The following is a 17,366-nucleotide window of genomic DNA, read 5'->3' on the forward strand; positions in this document are numbered from 1 at the left end:
GGGGTATAATTGTGCCAGAGCCCGCCGCCGAATGAGCCCATGCCCGACGTACAGGATTGCCTGCCCACCGCCCTCTATCGTGCCGCCCAGGTACGCGAGCTGGATGCCCGTCTGATCGCCGCCGGTACGCCCGGTTTCGAGCTGATGCAGCGTGCTGCCCGCGCCGCCTGGCGTGCCCTGCGCCGCCACTGGCCGCAGGCTGACGAAGTCACCGTGCTGGCCGGTCGCGGCAACAACGCTGGCGACGGCTACCTGCTCGCCGCTCTGGCGCAGCGGGCGGGCTGGCGCGTGCGGGTGCTGGCGGTCGGCGATCCTGCGCAGCTGGGCGGCGATGCCGCGCTGGCCTGTGCCGAGGCGCGCGCCGCCGGCGTGGCCATCCTGCCGTGGAGCGAGTGCGCGCCGCTCACCGGCGTGCTGGTCGATGCGCTGCTCGGTACCGGCCTGAGTGGCGCGGTGCGCGAGCCCTATGCCCAGGCCATCCGCCTGCTCAACGCCAGTGGCCAGCCGGTGCTGGCCGTCGACATCCCCTCCGGGCTGTGTGCCGACACCGGCCGGGTGCTCGGCGTGGCCGTGCGTGCCGAGCTGACGGTGACCTTCATCGGCCTCAAGCTCGGCTTGTTCTGCCTCGACGGCCCGGACCATTGCGGTGCGCTGGCGTTCGCCGATCTGCAGGCCGATCCGCGGTTGCTGGCGACGGGCGTGCCGGCGGCGCAACGCCTGACTGGCGCAGGCTTGCCGGCGCTGGCGCCGCGCCCGCGCAACGGCCACAAGGGGCTGTTCGGCCATGTGCTGGTGGTCGGTGGCGACAGCGGTTTTGGCGGCGCGGCGCTGCTGGCGGCGGAAAGCTGCCTGCGCAGCGGCGCCGGGCTGGTCAGCCTGGCCACCCGTGGCGAATACGTGGCGGCGCTGCTGGCGCGGCGGCCGGAAGTCATGGCGCGCGGCGTGCGCTCGGCCAACGAGATTCAGGACCTGGCGGCGGCGGCCGACGTGCTGGTGCTCGGTCCCGGCATCGGCCAGGGGGCCTGGGCGCGCAGCCTGTTGTCCGGGTTGGGCGCGCTGGACAAGCCGCAGGTATGGGACGCCGATGCGCTCAACCTGCTGGCCGCCGGCCAGCTGACGGCACCGGCCGGCAACTGGCTGGTCACCCCGCATCCCGGCGAGGCGGCGCGCCTGCTGGGGACGACGACTGCCGCCGTGCAGGCCGATCGACCGGCGGCGGCGCTGGCACTGGCACGCCAATTGAATGCCCTGGTGGTCTTGAAGGGCCTTGGCAGCCTGGTGGCGACCCCGTCCGGCGAGCTGTACTTGTGCGACCGTGGCCATCCGGCGATGGCCGGCGCCGGCCTGGGTGACGTGCTCGCCGGCCTGCTCGGCGCGCTGCTGGCCCAGGGCCTGACGATGACCGCGGCGGCGCAGCTGGGGGTGTGGTTGCACGCCTGCGCCGGCGAGCGCCTTGGCCGCGCGGGCCGTGGCCTGGTGGCGGCCGATCTGATGACAAGTATCCGTGATCTGCTGGAGGAGCACAGTCCGTGCCTGAAGTGACCCTGTACGCGGCCGATGAGGCAGCCATGCTGGCGCTGGGCGCGCGACTGGCCGAAGTGACCGGTGGTATCGGCGTGATCTGCCTGCATGGTGATCTGGGCGCCGGCAAGACCACCCTGTCGCGCGGTATCCTGCGCGGTTTGGGGCACTCCGGCGCGGTGAAGAGTCCAACCTTCACCCTGGTCGAGCCCTACGAACTGGGCGAGCGGCGGGTCTACCACTTCGATCTGTACCGTCTGGCCGACCCGGAGGAGCTGGAATTCTTCGGGATTCGTGACTATTTCCAAGGTGACGCGCTGTGCCTGATCGAATGGCCCGAGCGCGGCACCGGTATTTTGCCGAAGGCGGACCTGGACATCACCATCGCTGCACAAGCTGCCGGCCGCACTCTGCGCCTGGCGCCGCTGAGTGCGCGCGGCGAGTCCTGGTGTGCCGCTTTGACTGGGGGAGTTTGACCAATGGGATGGAGTATCCGTCCGCGCGCCGTGTTGGTCGCCTTTGCGGCCACGCTGGCGCTGCTGGCAGCCGAGGCGGCACTGGCAGCCAGCGAGATTCGCAGCGTGCGCTTGTGGCGTGCACCGGACAACACCCGCCTGGTGTTCGACCTGAGCGCGCCGGTGCAGCACAGCGTGTTCATTCTGGAGGCGCCGAATCGCATCGTCATCGACGTCGAGGGCGCGGAGCTGAAGGCCCGCCTGGAGCAGCTGGCCATCGCCAAAACGCCGATCACCGGTCTGCGTGCTGCGGAGCAGGGGGCCGGGAAGCTGCGCATCGTGCTCGACATGGCGGCTCCGGTGTCGCCGAAGAGCTTCACCCTGGCGCCTAACCAGCAGTATGGGCATCGCCTGGTGGTCGACTTGTTCGATCAGGAGGAGGGGGCGGGCGTGCCGGCCTCGAACGCTGCGGCCCAGCCGGTGGCCAGCGAGCCGGTGCGGCCGCAGTCGGGCGCCGCCATGTCGGCGAGTGCCGCCTCGGGCAACAACCCCGCCCCGAGCGCCCCTGTCGCCACGGTTGCCGCGGCGAGCACGCCGGTGCCGAAAACCGTGGTGCCCGACACCCCTGCGCCGGCCAGCCAGCCGCCGGCACCGCGGGGCAAGCGCAGCATCGTCATCGCCATCGACGCCGGCCACGGCGGCGAGGACCCGGGGGCACTCGGCCCGCGCGGTCTGCACGAGAAGGATGTGGTGCTGGCCATCGCCCGCGAGCTGCAGCGGCAGATCAATCAGGAGAAAGGCTTCCGTGCCGAGCTGGTGCGCACCGGCGATTACTTCATCCCGCTGCGCAAGCGCACCGAGATCGCCCGCAAGAAGGGCGCCGACCTGTTCGTTTCGGTGCACGCCGACGCCGCGCCGAGTTCGAGCGCCTTCGGCGCCTCGGTGTTCGCCCTGTCCGATCGCGGCGCCACCTCGGAAACCGCGCGCTGGCTGGCCGACAGCGAAAACCGTTCGGACCTGGTCGGGGGCGTCGGCAGCGTCAGCCTCGACGACAAGGACCGCATGCTCGCCGGGGTGCTGCTCGATCTGTCGATGACCGCCACCCTGTCCTCGAGCCTGGATGTCGGCCACAAGGTGCTGTCGAACATGGGGCGGATCACCCCGCTGCACAAGCGGCGGGTCGAGCAGGCCGGCTTCATGGTGCTGAAGTCGCCGGACATTCCGTCGATCCTGGTGGAGACCGGATTCATCTCCAATCCCGCCGAGTCGCAGAAGCTGGCCAGTTCCAGCCACCAGCAGGCGCTGGCGCGCTCGATCGAGGGCGGCATCCGCCGCTTCTTCCACGAGAATCCGCCGCCGGGTACCTACATCGCCTGGCTGCGTGACCAGGGCAAGATCAAGCTCGGCCAGCGCGAGCACCGGGTGGCGCCGGGCGAGAGCCTGGCGCTGATCGCTCAGCGCTATCAGGTCAGCCAGGCGGCGCTGCGCAGCGCCAACCGCCTGGCCAGCGACGGCCTGAAAGTCGGCCAGATGCTGGCCATTCCGGCACCGACCCTGGCGGCGCAGCCATGAGTGAGGCCGCACGCATCCAGCTGCTGACGCCGCGGCTGGCCAACCAGATCGCCGCCGGCGAGGTGGTGGAGCGGCCGGCGTCGGTGGCCAAGGAGCTACTGGAAAACAGCCTGGATGCCGGGGCCAAGCGCATCGACGTCGAAGTGGAGCAGGGCGGCATCAAGCTGCTGCGGGTGCGCGACGACGGCGGCGGCATCGCCCCGGATGATCTGCCGCTGGCCCTGGCGCGCCACGCCACCAGCAAGATCCGCGAGCTGGAAGACCTCGAGCGGGTGCTGAGCCTGGGCTTTCGCGGCGAGGCGCTGGCCTCGATCAGCTCGGTGGCCCGGCTGACGCTGACCTCGCGTCGGCGCGGCGCGCCGCAGGCCTGGCAGGTGGAGGCCGAGGGGCGCGACATGGCGACGCGGGTGCAGCCGGCCGCCCATCCCGACGGTACCACGGTGGAAGTGCGTGACCTGTTCTTCAACACCCCGGCGCGGCGCAAGTTCCTGCGTGCGGAGAAGACCGAGTTCGACCACCTGCAGGAGGTGATCAGGCGTCTGGCGCTGACCCACTTCGAGGTTGGCTTCCACTTGCGCCACAACGGCAAGGGTGTGCTGGCCTTGCATCCGGCCGGCGACGAGATCAGTCGCGCCCGGCGCGTGGCCAGCGTCTGCGGGCCGGCCTTCCTCGAGCAGGCGCTGCCCATCGACATCGAGCGTAACGGCCTGCGCCTGTGGGGCTGGGTCGGCCTGCCGACCTTCTCGCGCAGCCAGGCCGACCTGCAGTATTTCTATGTCAATGGCCGCATGGTGCGCGACAAGCTGGTCGCTCACGCGGTGCGTCAGGCCTACCGTGACGTGCTGTACAACGGCCGCCATCCGGCCTTCGTGCTGTTTCTCGAGATCGACCCGGCGGTGGTCGACGTCAACGTGCACCCGACCAAGCACGAGGTGCGTTTCCGCGACAGCCGCATGGTGCACGATTTCCTCTATGGCACCCTGCATCGCGCGCTGGCCGATGTGCGCCCGGAGGATCAGTTGGCGGCGCCGGCGACCCTGCGTGGCGAGGCGCCGATCAGCGGTCTGGCGGCTGGCGAATTCGCTGGACAGAACGAGATGGCGCTGGCCGCGCATGTGCCGTCTGCGCCCGTCGAGGCCTCGCGCTGGCAGCCCACGCTGGGCGGGCAGAGTGTCGGCGGCGGCGGTGGCGGCTATCGTCCGCCGCCACCGGCGAACGGCCAGCCGCAGGCCGAACTGCAGGGGGCCTATCGCGAGTTCTTCGCCCCGCTGACGGAAGCTGCGCCGCCAACGCTGCCGCAGGGCCAGGGCGATGTGCCGCCGCTGGGGTATGCCCTGGCCCAGCTCAAGGGGGTGTACATCCTCGCCGAGAATGCCCAGGGCCTGGTGCTGGTGGACATGCACGCGGCGCACGAGCGGATCACCTACGAGCGCCTGAAAAGCGCCATGGCCAGCGAGGGCCTGCGCGGCCAGCCGCTGCTGGTGCCGGAGTCCATCGCCCTGAGCCAGCGCGAGGGCGACTGTGCCGAGGAGCATGCCGACTGGTTCGCCCGCCTCGGTTTCGAGCTGCAGCGCCTCGGCCCGGAAACCCTGGCGATCCGCCAGATTCCCGCGCTGCTCAAGCAGGCCGAGGCCAGCCAGCTGGTGCGTGATGTGCTCAGCGACCTACTGGAATTCGGCTCCAGCGATCGCATCCAGGCCCATCTCAACGAGCTGCTGGCGACCATGGCCTGCCATGGGGCGGTGCGCGCCAACCGCCGGCTGACCGTGCCGGAAATGAACGCCCTGCTGCGCGATATGGAGCAGACCGAGCGCAGCGGCCAGTGCAACCACGGCCGACCGACCTGGACCCAGTTGGGCATGGATGATCTGGACAAGCTGTTTTTGCGCGGTCGCTGAAAGCCGCAAGACCCTCGCCGCCCGCCCTGACGCGCGGGCTGATCTGCCTCGCCGGAGCGGGGGAGCCATTCCATTCAATTGTCGAGCAAGAGTGTCCCGATGTCTGCGCTGCCTCCCGCCATCTTCCTCATGGGTCCGACCGCCTCGGGCAAGACCGATCTGGCCATCGAGCTGGCGCGAACGCTGCCGTGCGAGATCGTCAGCGTCGATTCGGCGCTGGTCTATCGCGGCATGGATATCGGCACGGCCAAGCCGTCGCGCGAGTTGCTGGCCGAGTTCCCGCACCGCCTGATCGATATCCGCGATCCGGCAGAGAGCTATTCGGCCGCCGAGTTTCGCCGCGATGCGCTGGCGGCGATGGCCGAGATCACCGCCGCCGGGCGCATTCCGCTGCTGGTCGGCGGCACCATGCTGTACTTCAAGGCGCTGCTCGAAGGCCTGGCCGACATGCCGTCGGCCGATGCGCAGGTGCGCAGCCAGCTCGAGGCGCAGCTCGCCGCCGAAGGTCCGGCGGCGCTGCATGCCGAGCTGGCGCGGGTGGATCCGGAGTCGGCGGCACGCATCCATCCCAACGATCCGCAGCGGCTGATCCGGGCGCTGGAGGTCTACCGCGTCAGCGGCTTGAGCATGAGCGAACACCGGCGGCGTCAGGTGTTGCAAAATCTGCACGCGGGTACGCCGCAGGGACAGGCTTTGCCTTATACTGTCGCGCAATTGGCCATTGCCCCAGCGCAACGTCAGGTATTGCACGAGCGCATTGCCCGGCGTTTTCACCTCATGCTGGAACAGGAGTTCGTCGCGGAAGTCGAAGCGCTGCATGCCCGTGGCGACCTGCATCCGGGACTGCCCTCGATCCGCTCGGTGGGCTACCGGCAGGTATGGGAATATATCGAAGGACGTCTGACCCGGGACGAGATGACCGAACGCGGCATCATCGCCACCCGCCAGCTGGCCAAACGACAATTCACCTGGCTGCGCAGTTGGTCGCAGTTGCACTGGCTCGACAGCCTGGCCTGCGACAATCTGGCACGCACCTTGAAATATCTGCAAACGATCGCCATTAAAAACTGAGTTTCGGCCGTTGCCGGCTATCCTGTAAAAAAGTGCAGGAATAAGCCACATTGGGTCGATTTCGACTTACCCATAAAATTACTTACCCCCTGAAGGAGTGTGGACAATGTCAAAAGGGCATTCGCTACAAGACCCTTACCTGAACACCCTGCGCAAAGAGCGCGTTCCGGTTTCCATCTATCTGGTCAACGGCATCAAGCTGCAGGGCCAGATCGAATCGTTCGACCAGTTCGTCATCCTGCTGAAGAACACCGTCAGCCAGATGGTCTACAAGCACGCCATCTCCACCGTGGTTCCGAGCCGTCCGGTACGTCTGCCCAGCAGCGAACAGGGCGAGTCGGGCAGCGACGAATAAGCGGAGTCGCCAGTCTTGTTCTTCGAGCGTCATGAGGGCGGTGAGCGGGCCATTCTGGTTCATCTGGAAGGCCAGGCGCCCGAGGCGCGTGAAGATCCCGACGAATTCCTCGAGCTGGCCCGTTCGGCAGGCGCCGAGGTGGTCGGTTTCGTCACTATCCCGCGGCATCAGCCAACGGCGCGTTTCCTGATCGGCAGCGGCAAGGTCGAGGAGATCTGCGAGCAGGTCAAGGCCGATGAGGCCGACCTGGTCATCTTCAACCACACCCTTACGCCTAGTCAGGAGCGCAACCTCGAGCGGGTTTTCGAGTGTCGTGTGCTGGACCGTACCGGTCTGATTCTCGACATCTTCGCTCAGCGGGCGCGGACCCACGAGGGCAAGCTGCAGGTCGAGCTGGCCCAGCTGGATCACCTGAGCACGCGTCTGGTGCGTGGCTGGACCCACCTGGAGCGGCAGAAGGGCGGTATCGGTCTGCGTGGCCCCGGCGAAACCCAGCTGGAAACCGACCGTCGCCTGCTGCGCGTGCGCATTGGCCAGATCAAGCAACGCCTGGAGAAGGTGCGCAGCCAGCGTGAGCTGGCACGGCGCGGGCGCAAGCGCGCGGAAGTGCCGGTGGTCTCGCTGGTCGGCTATACCAACGCCGGCAAGTCGACGCTGTTCAATGCGTTGACCTCCGCGGATGTCTATGCCGCCAATCAGCTGTTTGCCACGCTCGATCCGACCCTGCGCCGTCTCGAGTTCGACGACGTCGGCGGTGTGATCCTCGCCGATACCGTGGGCTTTATCCGGCACCTACCGCACAAGCTGGTCGAGGCGTTCCGCGCCACGCTCGAGGAGTCGAGCAATGCCGACCTGCTGCTGCATGTTATCGATGCCCACGAACCCGAGCGCCAGCTGCAGATCGAGCAGGTGTATTCGGTGCTCAAAGAGATCGGCGCGGACCAGCTGCCGACTCTCGAGGTGTACAACAAGCTGGACCTGCTGCCCGATGTGGCGCCGCAGATCCAGCGCGACGATACCGGCCGACCGGTGCGCGTCTGGCTGTCGGCCCGCGAAGGGCAGGGGCTGGACCTGCTGCGCCAGGCCATTAGCGAGCTGCTGGGCAGCGAACTGTTCGTCGGCACCCTGCGCCTGCCGCAGCAGCTCGGTCGTCTGCGCGCGCAGCTGTTTGCGCTCGGCGCGGTTCAGGACGAGCAGCATGACGAGGAAGGTGCCATCCTGTTGAAGGTGCGCCTGCAACGGGTGGAGCTGAACAAGCTGGTCAGTCGCGAGGGCTGGAAGTCCGAAGACTTTCTTGCACAACACACTTTGCAATAAAGCCCGGGCTGCCGGCTTTGCCGCTGATCCGGGGCTTTCTGTAGCATGGGCGGATGTGCGCCGAATGCGCGTCTATGCGTTATCAGTGGGGAGAACGCTATGGCTTGGAATGAGCCGGGTGGTGGCAACTCGAACGACCAGGATCCCTGGGGTGGTCGCCGTGGCGGCGGCCGTCAGGGGCCGCCAGACCTGGATGAAGCCTTGCGCAAGCTGCAGGACAACCTGAACAGTCTGTTCGGGGGGCGCAAGCGTAGCGGTGGGGACGGTGGTGCCGGCAAGGGTGGCGGTGTCGGACTGCTGGCGATCGGCTTCGGCCTGCTGGCCGCGCTCTGGCTGTACAGTGCCGTCTATGTGGTCGACGAGCAGGAGCAGGCAGTGATTCTGCGCTTCGGCAAGTACTATGAAACCGTCGGGCCGGGCCTGAACCTCTATTTCCCGCCGATCGACCGCAAGTTTCAGGATAACGTCACCCGCGAGCGCGCCTACACCAAGCAGGGGCAGATGCTCACCGAGGACGAGAACATCATCGAGGTACCGCTGACCGTGCAGTATAGGGTGAGCAACCTGCAGGAGTTCGTGCTCAACGTCGACCAGCCGGAAATCAGCCTGCAGCACGCCACCGACAGCGCCCTGCGCCACGTGGTCGGCTCGACCTCGATGGATCAGGTGCTGACCGAGGGCCGCGAGCAGATGGCGGGTGAGGTCAAGGAACGCCTGCAGCGCTTCCTCGACACCTACAAAACCGGCATCACGGTGACCCAGGTGAACATCCAGAGCGCCGCCGCGCCGCGCGAGGTGCAGGAAGCCTTCGACGACGTGATCCGCGCCCGCGAGGACGAGCAGCGCGAGAAGAACCAGGCCGAGGCCTACGCCAACGGCGTGATTCCGGAAGCGCGCGGCCAGGCTCAGCGCATCGTCGAGGATGCCAACGGCTATCGCGAGGAAGTGGTGGCGCGCGCCCAGGGCGAGGCGGACCGCTTCAGCCGGCTGGTTGCCGAGTATCGCAAGGCGCCGGACGTGACCCGTGAGCGCCTGTATCTGGAAACCATGCAGGAAATGCTGAGCAACACCAGTAAGGTGCTGGTCACCGGCGAGCAGGGGCAGAACAATCTGCTCTATCTGCCGCTGGACAAGATGATCGATAGCCGGGCGCCGGCGGCCAGTGCGGTGGCGCCGAGTGCTCAGGCCGGGGCGGCCGAGCCTGCATCGCGGGCGACAGTAGACCTGCAGCGTGACCTGCGTTCGAGGGAGAGCCGCTGATGAGCAACAAGTCGCTGATCGCCCTGATTGCAGCTGCCGTGCTGGCGCTGATCGGGTGGAACTGCTTCTACATCGTGCTGCAGACCGAGAAGGCGGTGCTGCTGCAGTTTGGCCGGATTGTCCAGGCCGACGTGCAGCCGGGTCTGCATGTGAAAATCCCTTACGTCAACCAGGTGCGCAAGTTCGATGCGCGCCTGCTGACGCTGGACTCGCCGACCGAGCGCTTCCTCACTCTGGAGAAGAAGGCGGTGATGGTCGACGCCTTCGCCAAGTGGCGGGTGGCCGATGCCGAGCGCTTCTACACCGCGACCTCGGGCATGAAGCAGATTGCCGACGAGCGTCTGTCGCGGCGTCTGGAGTCCGGTCTGCGCGACCAATTCGGCAAGCGCACCCTGCACGAAGTGGTGTCCGGCGAGCGCGATGCGCTGATGGCCGATATCACCCAGTTGCTGGATCGCATGGCACGGCGCGAACTGGGGATCGAGGTGCTTGACGTGCGAGTCAAGGCCATCGACCTGCCCAAGGAAGTCAATCGCAGCGTGTTCGAGCGCATGAGTACCGAGCGCGAGCGCGAGGCCCGCGAACACCGCGCCAAGGGTCGCGAGCTGGCCGAAGGCATCCGTGCCGACGCCGACCGCCAGCGTCGCGTGCTGCTGGCCGGCGCTTATCGCGAGTCGGAAGAGCTGCGTGGCCAGGGTGATGCCCAGGCGGCGGCGATCTATGCCAAGGCCTACAGCCAGGATCCGGAGTTCTACTCCTTCCACCGCAGCCTGCAGGCCTATCGGCAGAGCTTTTCCGGCAAGCGCGACATGATGGTGCTCGATCCGAAGAGCGACTTCTTCCGCTATCTGGAGCAGTCCAAGCCCTGAGACGTCCACCCGGCGGCCGTTGCGCGGCTGCCGGGGTGACCTCGGGGAAAACGTGTTATTATGAATCAGCCGGGATTTCCCGGCTTTTTTGCGTCTGCGGGAACCATGTGGCAAGAACTGGGCATCGCTTTTTGTCTGCTGCTGGTGCTGGAAGGCATTCTGCCGTTCCTCTGTCCGCGGCGCTGGCGCGAGGCTGTCGTCAGTCTGGCCCGGCTGGAGGATCGCCAGCTGCGGCTGATCGGACTGGGCAGCATGCTGCTGGGAACGGCCCTGTTGTACGGGCTTCGTTGAATACCACGCCCGGCTGAACGGGGAGAGACAATATGGCAACGCTGGACCGCTGGCTGCTGCCGGATGGAATCGAAGAGGTGCTGCCGGCAGAGGCGGCCCGCATAGAGACGGCTCGCCGTCAGGTGCTGGATCTGTTCCGCAACTGGGGCTACGAGCTGGTCATTACCCCGCATATCGAATACCTGGAGTCCCTGCTCACCGGTGCGGGTCAGGATCTCGATCTGCGGACCTTCAAGGTCACCGATCCGCTGTCCGGCCGGCAGATGGGCTTCCGTGCCGACATCACGCCGCAGGTCGCGCGTCTCGATGCGCATACCCATCGCCAGGAAGGGCCGAGCCGCCTGTGCTATGCCGGCAGCGTGCTGCACGCGCGTCCGGGGGTGCTGTCCACTTCGCGCAGTCCGATCCAGATCGGCGCCGAACTGTATGGCGACGCCAGCACCGCCAGTGACAGCGAGATCATCAGCCTGATGCTCGAGGTGCTGGAGCTGGCGGGGGTCGCCGAGGTACACATGGACCTCGGTCATGTCGGCATCTATCGCGGCCTGGCGCGTGCCGCCGGTCTGTCCGGCGAAGCCGAACAGCAGTTGTTCGAGGCCCTGCAGCGCAAGGCGATCGACGAAGTGGCCGCCTTGACTGCGGCTCTGCCGGTCGAGCAGGCGTCCATGCTGCGCGCTCTGGCCCAGCTGTGCGGCGGACGTGAAGTGCTGGTGCAGGCGCGCGCGCAACTGGCCGCAGCGCCGGCTGAGGTGCTCGCGGCGCTGGCCGAGCTGGAAGAGCTGGCCAACCTGTTGAGCGCGCGCTACCCGGCGCTGCCGCTGTATTTCGACCTGGGCGAGCTGCGCGGCTACCACTACCACACCGGTGCGGTGTTTGCGGCCTTCGTGCCCGGCATCGGTCAGGCGATTGCCCAGGGTGGACGTTACGACGACATCGGCGCGCATTTCGGCCGGGCGCGACCGGCCACCGGTTTTTCCACCGATCTGAAGGTGCTGGTCAGTCTGGGGCAGGCCATTCAGGCCGAGGCTCCGGGAGGCGTCTGGGCACCACAGGGCGGCGATGCGCTGCTCTGGCAGGCGGTTCTCGAGCTGCGTCGCAGCGGGCGGCGGGTGGTACAGGCGCTGCCCGGGCAGACCCTGGCGGAGGCCCGTGCGGCGGGCTGCGACAGCGAATTGCATTTGCAGGAGGGTGGCTGGCAGGTCTCGCCGCTGGCCTCCTGAGTACTTTCTTCGGCGTGCGCGCCGGTACCGACCTTTCACGAGGGGACAAGTGTTATGGGTAAGAATGTCGTCGTCCTGGGCACCCAGTGGGGTGATGAGGGCAAGGGCAAGATCGTCGACCTGCTGACTGACCAGGCTGCTGCCGTGGTGCGTTATCAGGGCGGCCACAATGCCGGTCACACCCTGGTGATCGATGGCGAGAAGACCGTGCTGCACCTGATTCCGTCCGGCATCCTGCGCGAGAACGTGCAGTGCCTGATCGGCAACGGTGTGGTGGTGGCGCCCGATGCGCTGCTCAAGGAAATCACCAAGCTGGAAGAGAAGGGTGTGCCGGTGCGCGAGCGCCTGCGCATCAGCCCGGCCTGCACCCTGATCCTGCCGTATCACGTGGCTCTGGACCAGGCCCGCGAAGCGGCCCGCTCCGAAGGCAAGATCGGCACCACCGGTCGCGGCATCGGCCCGGCCTACGAGGACAAGGTGGCGCGCCGCGGCCTGCGCATCGCCGACCTGTTCAATCCGGAGCGTTTCGCGGTCAAGCTCAAGGAGCTGCTGACTTACCACAACTTCGTTCTGGAGAACTTCTACAAGGTCGATCCGGTCGACTACCAGAAGACCCTGAACGAGGCGCTGGCCTACGCCGAGATTCTCAAGCCGATGGTCACCGACGTGGCGGCCCGCCTGCACGAGCTGCGCAAGGCCGGTGCCTACATCATGTTCGAGGGCGCCCAGGGCTCGCTGCTGGACATCGATCACGGCACCTATCCGTACGTGACCAGCTCCAGCACCACTGCCGGCGGTACCGCCACCGGTTCCGGTTTCGGTCCGCTGTATCTGGACTACATCCTCGGCATCACCAAGGCCTACACCACTCGCGTCGGCTCCGGCCCGTTCCCCACCGAGCTGTTCGACGACGTCGGTGCGCGCCTGGCCAAGGTCGGTCACGAGTTCGGTTCCACCACCGGGCGTGCCCGTCGCTGCGGCTGGTTCGATGCGGTGATCCTGCGTCGCGCCATCGAGATCAACTCGATCTCCGGTCTGTGTCTGACCAAGCTGGACGTGCTCGATGGTCTCGAAACCGTCAAGCTGTGCGTGGCGTACAAGAACGCCGCCGGCGAGCTCATGAGCGAAGCGCCGACCGACGCCGACAGCTACGTTGGGCTTGAGCCGGTCTACGAGGAAATGCCGGGCTGGAGCGAGTCCACCGTGGGCGCCAAGTCCATCGACGACCTGCCGGCCAATGCCCGCGCCTACATCGCGCGCGTCGAGGAGCTGGTCGGTGCGCCGATCGACATCATCTCCACCGGTCCGGATCGCAACGAAACCATCGTCCTGCGTCATCCCTACGCCTGATCGCTGGTTGCCGGAAAGAGACCGCCTTCGGGCGGTCTTTTTTTGCCTGGAGAAGGTGCGAGATGGTGTTGCTGTGAGATGCTGGAAGTGGCTGCTTTTCTGTAGGCGAAAAAAAACCGGATCGTGAGATCCGGTTTTTTCAAATTGGTGCCCAGAAGAAGACTCGAACTTCCACGGTGTTGCCACCACTGATACCTGAAACCAGCGCGTCTACCAATTCCGCCATCTGGGCGTGCCATGTTTGCCGTTGCCGGCGAAGCCTGACTGCTTCTTTTTACAAACATCCGCAAAAGCGTCTGTTTGGAATTGGTGCCCAGGAGAAGACTCGAACTTCCACGGTGTTGCCACCACTGATACCTGAAACCAGCGCGTCTACCAATTCCGCCACCTGGGCTAATAGTGCGATGATTGCTCATCTGCTCTATCGTTACAGCGTTCACTGCTGCTGTGGGCGCAAACTATACGGGGGCTTGGGGTGCTTGTAAACCCCTGATATGAAAAAATTTTATTGTGCCGACAAGGCTGCGCTCGGCGCCGCTTTCGCGCTTCAATATAGGCATGACCACAAGCAAGACAACCACAGGTAAAACCGGACATATGGCCGATGATTGGCAAACCCTCGATCCCGAGGCCGCCCGCGAGGCGGAAAAATACGCAAACCCCATTCCCAGTCGTGAGCTGATCCTCGCGCACCTGGCCGAGCGCGGTGCGCCGGCTTCCCGTGCGCAGCTGTTCGAGGAGCTCGGGCTGCATGGCGAGGAGGCCGAGGAGGCCCTGCGCCGCCGACTGCGCGCTATGGAGCGCGATGGTCAACTGATCTACACCCGCCGCGGTGCCTATGCCCCGGTGGACAAGCTGGACCTGATTCGCGGCCGCGTCAGCGGCCACCGCGATGGCTTCGGCTTCCTGATTCCCGACGACGGCAGCGACGATCTGTTCCTCAGTCCGGCGCAGATGCGCCTGGTGTTCGACGGCGACCGCGCGCTGGCGCGGGTCGCCGGTCTCGATCGCCGCGGCCGGCGCGAAGGCGCGCTGGTCGAGGTGCTCGAACGCGCCCACGAAACCCTAGTCGGCCGCTTCTTCGAGGAAAGCGGTGTCTCCATGGTGGTGGCCGACAACCCGAAGGTCCAGCAGCAGGTGCTGGTCCTGGCGGGCAAGCAGGGCGCGGCGCGCCATGGCCAGTTCGTCCAGGTGCGCATCGACGTGTGGCCGACGGCGTTCCGCCAGGCCCAGGGCGAGGTGGTCGAGGTGCTCGGCGACTATATGGCGCCGGGCATGGAGATCGAGGTTGCCATGCGCAGCTACGACCTGCCGCACGAGTGGCCGGAGGCCCTGCTCAAGGAGGCGAAGAAGCTCAAGCCCGAAGTGGAGGAGAAGGACAAGGAGAAGCGCGTCGATCTGCGCGGCCTGCCCTTCGTCACCATCGATGGCGAGGATGCCCGCGACTTCGACGACGCGGTCTACGCCGAGGCGGTCAAGGGCGCCGGTTGGCGTCTGTTCGTCGCCATTGCCGACGTCTCCCATTATGTGAAGGTAGGCTCGGCGCTGGACGAGGAGGCGGTCAAGCGCGGCAACTCGGTGTATTTCCCCGAGCGGGTGATCCCGATGCTGCCGGAAGAGCTGTCCAATGGTCTGTGCTCGCTGAATCCGCTGGTCGATCGTCTGGCCATGGTCTGCGAGATGACGGTGTCGAAGAGCGGCGAGCTGACCGGCTACCAGTTCTATGAGGCGGTGATCCACTCCCATGCGCGGCTGACCTACACCAAGGTCAGCCAGTTGCTGGAGAAGCCCAACTCCACCGAGGCCAAGTACCTGCGCGAGCAGATGCCGCATCTGGTGCCGCACCTGCGTCAGCTGTATGCGCTGTACAAGGTGCTGCTGGCGGCGCGCCACGTGCGCGGCGCCATCGACTTCGAGACCCAGGAGACGCGCATCGTCTTCGGCGCCGACCGCAAGATCACCGAGATCCGCCCGACCCAGCGCAACGATGCGCACCGGCTGATCGAGGAGTGCATGCTCTGCGCCAACGTCGCCACGGCCCTGTTCCTCGCGGAGCACGAGGTGCCGGCGCTGTACCGCGTGCATGACGGTCCGCCGGCGGAGAAGCTGGAGAAATTGCGCAGCTTCCTCGGCGAACTGGGCCTGACCCTGAATCGCGGCAAGGGCGATCCGACGCCCAAGGACTACCTGAAGCTGCTCGAGGCGGTGCGCGAGCGCCCGGATCAGCACTTGATCCAGACCGTGATGCTGCGCTCGCTGAGTCAGGCGGTGTACAGCGCGGACAACGCCGGGCACTTTGGTCTGAACTACGAGGCCTACACCCACTTCACCTCGCCGATCCGCCGTTATCCGGATCTGCTGGTGCATCGGGCGATCCGCAGCGTGATCCGCTCCAAGCGCACCACCGCCAAGGTGCGTCGCGTCGGCGCGGCGAGCATGCCCAAGGCGCGCATCTATCCGTACGACGAGGGGCGTCTGGAGCAGCTCGGCGTGCAGTGCTCGATGACCGAGCGGCGCGCCGACGAGGCGACCCGCGATGTGGTCAACTGGCTGAAGTGCGAGTACATGCGCGAGCGGGTCGGCGAGCGCTTCCCGGGGGTGGTGACCGCGGTGACCGGCTTTGGTCTGTTCGTCGAGCTGACCGACATCTATGTCGAAGGCCTGGTGCACGTCACCGCCCTGCCGGGCGACTACTACCACTTCGACCCGGTCCATCATCGCCTGAGTGGCGAGCGTTCCGGGCGCAGCTTCCGCCTCGGTGACACCGTCGAGGTGCTGGTGGCGCGGGTCGATCTCGACGAGCGCAAGATCGACTTCGAGCTCGGCGACGCCGCGCAGTCCGTGCCGCCGTCGCGCAAGCGTGCGGGCAAGGCTGAAGAGGGGCGGGCGGGCGCCGGCAAGGCGCCAGGGCGCAAGCGTGGCGCCGCGCGCGAGCCAGAGCCGGTAGCCGAGTCGCGCAGTCCGCGTGGTCCGGCGCGCAAGACCGGGCGGGTGCAAGCTCTGCCGGAAGTGGCGCCGGCGCTGGAGGAGCAGGCCGATGCGCTGCTGGGCAATGTCGACGTACAGAAGAGCCGGGCGCTGAAGAAGAAGCTGCTCGAGGAGGCCAAGGCGCCGGAAAAGCCGTCCGCCAAGGCCGACAAGGGCAAGAGCAAGGCCAAGGCGGCCGCTGCCGGTAAGGCCGCAGAGAAGAAGAAGGCCATCCCTCGCCCGGTCAGGGTTTCCGGTGCGGGCAAGGCCAAGCCGGCCAAGAAGGCCGGGGCGGCCGACAGTGCGCCCGCGGGGCGAGCCATACGTAAACGCAAGGTCAAAGAATGAGTCAGTGGGAGCGGGTCTACGGCGTGCATGCCGTAGAGGCATTGCTGCGCCATCACCCCAAGCGGGTCAAGCAGCTGTGGTTGGCCGAGGGGCGCCAGGATCCGCGGGTGCAGGCGCTGGTGCAGCTGGCCGGCGAGGCGCGGGTGCCGGTCGGCCAGCGCGAGCGGCGCGAACTGGATGAGTGGGCTGAGGGCGTGCACCAGGGCGTGGTCGCCGAGGTCAGTCCGAGCCAGGTGTGGGGCGAGAACTTCCTCGACGAGTTGCTGGCGCGCGGCGAATCCGTGCCGCTGCTGCTGGTGCTCGACGGGGTGACCGATCCGCACAACCTCGGCGCCTGCCTGCGCACTGCCGATGCCGCCGGGGTGCAGGCGGTGATCGTGCCCAAGGACAAGTCGGCGACCCTCAATGCCACCGTGCGCAAGGTCGCCTGCGGTGCGGCGGAAGTGATTCCGCTGGTGGCGGTGACCAACCTGGCGCGTACCCTGGAGAAGCTGCAGCAGCAGGGGCTGTGGATCGTCGGCACCGCCGGCGAGGCGACCCAGGAGATCTACGATCTCGACCTGCGCGGGCCGACCGTGCTGGTGATGGGGGCCGAGGGCAAGGGCATGCGCCGCCTGACCCGCGAGCATTGCGACTATCTGGCGCGCCTGCCGATGGGGGGCAGCGTCAGCAGCCTCAATGTCTCGGTGGCCACCGGCGTTTGCCTGTTCGAGGCGGTGCGTCAGCGCCGCCCGTCCGTGCCAGCATGAATCGCTGCCCCGCATTGCTTGCGGGGCAGCGGTCCCCTCCGTACAATGCCACCCCTTGCCGTCGCGGCAGGCGTATTTGCGCCCGCGCCCGGCAAGCACACACGAAATATTCACTCCTTGCCT

At 66.9% G+C, this 17,366-nt stretch carries 14 protein-coding genes and 2 tRNA genes; 14 read left to right on the top strand and 2 right to left on the bottom strand.

Annotation, left to right across the window (positions count from 1 at the left end):
- Positions 1 to 39: 39 nt before the first annotated feature.
- The 12 genes from KRX52_RS12705 to KRX52_RS12760 all read left to right on the top strand — a co-directional run bounded on the left by KRX52_RS12705 (position 40) and on the right by KRX52_RS12760 (position 13,179).
- Positions 40 to 1,542, top strand: coding sequence for an NAD(P)H-hydrate dehydratase (locus KRX52_RS12705; protein ID WP_217682095.1), 1,503 nt, complete (start codon positions 40 to 42; stop codon positions 1,540 to 1,542).
- Positions 1,530 to 1,997 (top strand): tRNA (adenosine(37)-N6)-threonylcarbamoyltransferase complex ATPase subunit type 1 TsaE, encoded by a 468-nt coding sequence (gene tsaE, locus KRX52_RS12710; protein ID WP_217682096.1) that lies wholly within the window; start codon positions 1,530 to 1,532, stop codon positions 1,995 to 1,997. Before KRX52_RS12705 ends, tsaE begins: the two co-directional genes overlap by 13 nt.
- A 3-nt stretch (positions 1,998 to 2,000) precedes the next feature.
- Positions 2,001 to 3,548: an N-acetylmuramoyl-L-alanine amidase gene (locus tag KRX52_RS12715; protein WP_217682097.1), complete on the top strand. Its 1,548-nt coding sequence runs from the start codon at positions 2,001 to 2,003 to the stop codon at positions 3,546 to 3,548.
- A complete protein-coding gene (mutL, locus tag KRX52_RS12720) occupies positions 3,545 to 5,446 on the top strand; it encodes a DNA mismatch repair endonuclease MutL (protein WP_217682098.1) in 1,902 nt (633 codons plus the stop codon). Before KRX52_RS12715 ends, mutL begins: the two co-directional genes overlap by 4 nt.
- A 99-nt stretch (positions 5,447 to 5,545) precedes the next feature.
- A complete protein-coding gene (miaA, locus tag KRX52_RS12725) occupies positions 5,546 to 6,517 on the top strand; it encodes a tRNA (adenosine(37)-N6)-dimethylallyltransferase MiaA (protein ID WP_217682099.1) in 972 nt (323 codons plus the stop codon).
- Positions 6,518 to 6,623: 106 nt separating this feature from the next.
- Positions 6,624 to 6,872: an RNA chaperone Hfq gene (gene hfq / locus KRX52_RS12730; RefSeq protein ID WP_217682100.1), complete on the top strand. Its 249-nt coding sequence runs from the start codon at positions 6,624 to 6,626 to the stop codon at positions 6,870 to 6,872.
- Positions 6,873 to 6,887: 15 nt separating this feature from the next.
- Positions 6,888 to 8,189: a ribosome rescue GTPase HflX gene (hflX, locus tag KRX52_RS12735; protein WP_217682101.1), complete on the top strand. Its 1,302-nt coding sequence runs from the start codon at positions 6,888 to 6,890 to the stop codon at positions 8,187 to 8,189.
- Between the two features lie 99 nt (positions 8,190 to 8,288).
- Positions 8,289 to 9,449 carry an FtsH protease activity modulator HflK gene (hflK, locus tag KRX52_RS12740; RefSeq protein WP_217682102.1) on the top strand — a complete coding sequence of 387 codons (1,161 nt, stop codon included), beginning with the start codon at positions 8,289 to 8,291 and terminating at the stop codon, positions 9,447 to 9,449.
- Positions 9,449 to 10,318, top strand: coding sequence for a protease modulator HflC (gene hflC / locus KRX52_RS12745; protein WP_217682103.1), 870 nt, complete (start codon positions 9,449 to 9,451; stop codon positions 10,316 to 10,318). The genes hflK and hflC overlap by 1 nt, the downstream gene beginning before the upstream one ends.
- A gap of 105 nt (positions 10,319 to 10,423) precedes the next feature.
- Positions 10,424 to 10,609 carry a DUF2065 domain-containing protein gene (locus KRX52_RS12750; RefSeq protein WP_217682147.1) on the top strand — a complete coding sequence of 62 codons (186 nt, stop codon included), beginning with the start codon at positions 10,424 to 10,426 and terminating at the stop codon, positions 10,607 to 10,609.
- A gap of 32 nt (positions 10,610 to 10,641) precedes the next feature.
- Positions 10,642 to 11,829 (top strand): ATP phosphoribosyltransferase regulatory subunit, encoded by a 1,188-nt coding sequence (locus tag KRX52_RS12755; protein ID WP_217682104.1) that lies wholly within the window; start codon positions 10,642 to 10,644, stop codon positions 11,827 to 11,829.
- Between the two features lie 54 nt (positions 11,830 to 11,883).
- A complete protein-coding gene (locus KRX52_RS12760; protein WP_217682105.1) occupies positions 11,884 to 13,179 on the top strand; it encodes an adenylosuccinate synthase in 1,296 nt (431 codons plus the stop codon).
- A 145-nt stretch (positions 13,180 to 13,324) separates the two neighbouring features.
- Here the strand turns inward: KRX52_RS12760 and KRX52_RS12765 are convergent.
- Positions 13,325 to 13,411 (bottom strand) — tRNA-Leu (locus tag KRX52_RS12765).
- 75 nt (positions 13,412 to 13,486) lie between these two features.
- A tRNA-Leu gene (locus KRX52_RS12770) sits at positions 13,487 to 13,573 on the bottom strand.
- 203 nt (positions 13,574 to 13,776) lie between these two features.
- Between KRX52_RS12770 and rnr the strand changes: the two genes are divergently transcribed.
- A complete protein-coding gene (gene rnr / locus KRX52_RS12775) occupies positions 13,777 to 16,494 on the top strand; it encodes a ribonuclease R (RefSeq protein WP_217682106.1) in 2,718 nt (905 codons plus the stop codon).
- Complete coding sequence (gene rlmB / locus KRX52_RS12780; RefSeq protein ID WP_217682107.1) at positions 16,491 to 17,243, top strand: 23S rRNA (guanosine(2251)-2'-O)-methyltransferase RlmB; 753 nt, start codon at positions 16,491 to 16,493, stop codon at positions 17,241 to 17,243. The genes rnr and rlmB overlap by 4 nt, the downstream gene beginning before the upstream one ends.
- Positions 17,244 to 17,366 lie beyond the last annotated feature (123 nt).

The organism is Geopseudomonas aromaticivorans (genome assembly GCF_019097855.1).
GTDB classification, from domain to species: Bacteria; Pseudomonadota; Gammaproteobacteria; order Pseudomonadales; family Pseudomonadaceae; genus Geopseudomonas; species Geopseudomonas aromaticivorans.